At 62.7% G+C, this 1092-nt stretch carries 1 protein-coding gene; it reads left to right on the top strand.

What is annotated here, in order from left to right; genetic code table 11:
- Positions 1–1033: YjbH domain-containing protein (locus ABB27_RS18970; protein WP_161809673.1), on the top strand; the 1033-nt coding region annotated here is incomplete at its 5' end.
- Positions 1034–1092: the final 59 nt, after the last annotated feature.

Below are 1092 nucleotides of genomic sequence, written 5' to 3' on the forward strand. Positions count from 1 at the left end.
CGCCGGAGACATCCAGTGGCTCACGATACAGAACCACCGGCTGGGCATTCCACTCATCGAAACCAGTGTCGAGCGCGCCGACTTCGGGGCGTTTTCCGATTACCGCGTGGCGGCCAACGCACTGCGCGTTGACCTTGCGCCGCCCTCGCCCGCCACCCGACAAATTTTGTACGAAGCGCCACTGCGCCACTTCGAGGGCACGTTCAATCTCGACTACCAGCAAACGCTGGGCGGACCGGACAACTTCATCCTGTTCCAGCTTGCCGGCAGCTACAGCGCCGAGCTGCGGTTCACGCACTCTCTGTGGATGAGCGGCACGCTCAACTACAATCTTTACAATAATTACGACCGCTTCCGCTACGACGCACCCAGCAAGCTGCCGCGCGTGCGCACCGATATTCGCCAGTACCTGACCACCGCCGACGCCACGCTGCCCAACCTGCAGCTCACCGCAACCGGTCAGCTGGGCCCGGACCTCTATGCGATGGCCTACGCAGGCATGCTGGAATCGATGTACGGCGGCATAGGTGGCGAAGTGCTGTACCGGCCCTTCCTTGGCCGATGGGCGTTTGGTGCCGACATCAACCTGGTCAAGCAGCGCGATTTCGATCAGCGCCTGCACTTCCGCGACTACCGCGTAGCCACCGGCCATGCCAGCCTCTATTACACCTGGGGAGACGCGCGAAAGATCGTCGCAACCCTCAACGCCGGCCGCTACCTGGCCAAGGATTGGGGCGCGACACTCATGCTGAACCGGGTATTCGAAAACGGCGCCAGCATGGGCGCATACGCAACCAAGACCAACGTCTCGGCAAGCGATTTCGGCGAGGGTAGTTTCGACAAGGGGATCTTCGTATCCGTGCCGTTCGACCTGATGCTGCCACGCTCAAGCAGGACACGCGCCAACCTTGCCTGGAGCCCGCTCAGCCGCGATGGCGGTGCTCGATTGAGCCGCCGCTACGCGCTGTATCCAATGACCAACGAACGCAGCATCGACGCATTGTTCGCGCATCCCGAGGCCATGCGCGACTGACGGGCCGCTGGATGCCTGAAGCATCCAGCGCCCTTCCGTGCGCCACCTGCAACAGCGCG

The organism is Stenotrophomonas terrae (assembly GCF_001431465.1).
Classification (GTDB): Bacteria; Pseudomonadota; Gammaproteobacteria; order Xanthomonadales; family Xanthomonadaceae; genus Stenotrophomonas; species Stenotrophomonas terrae.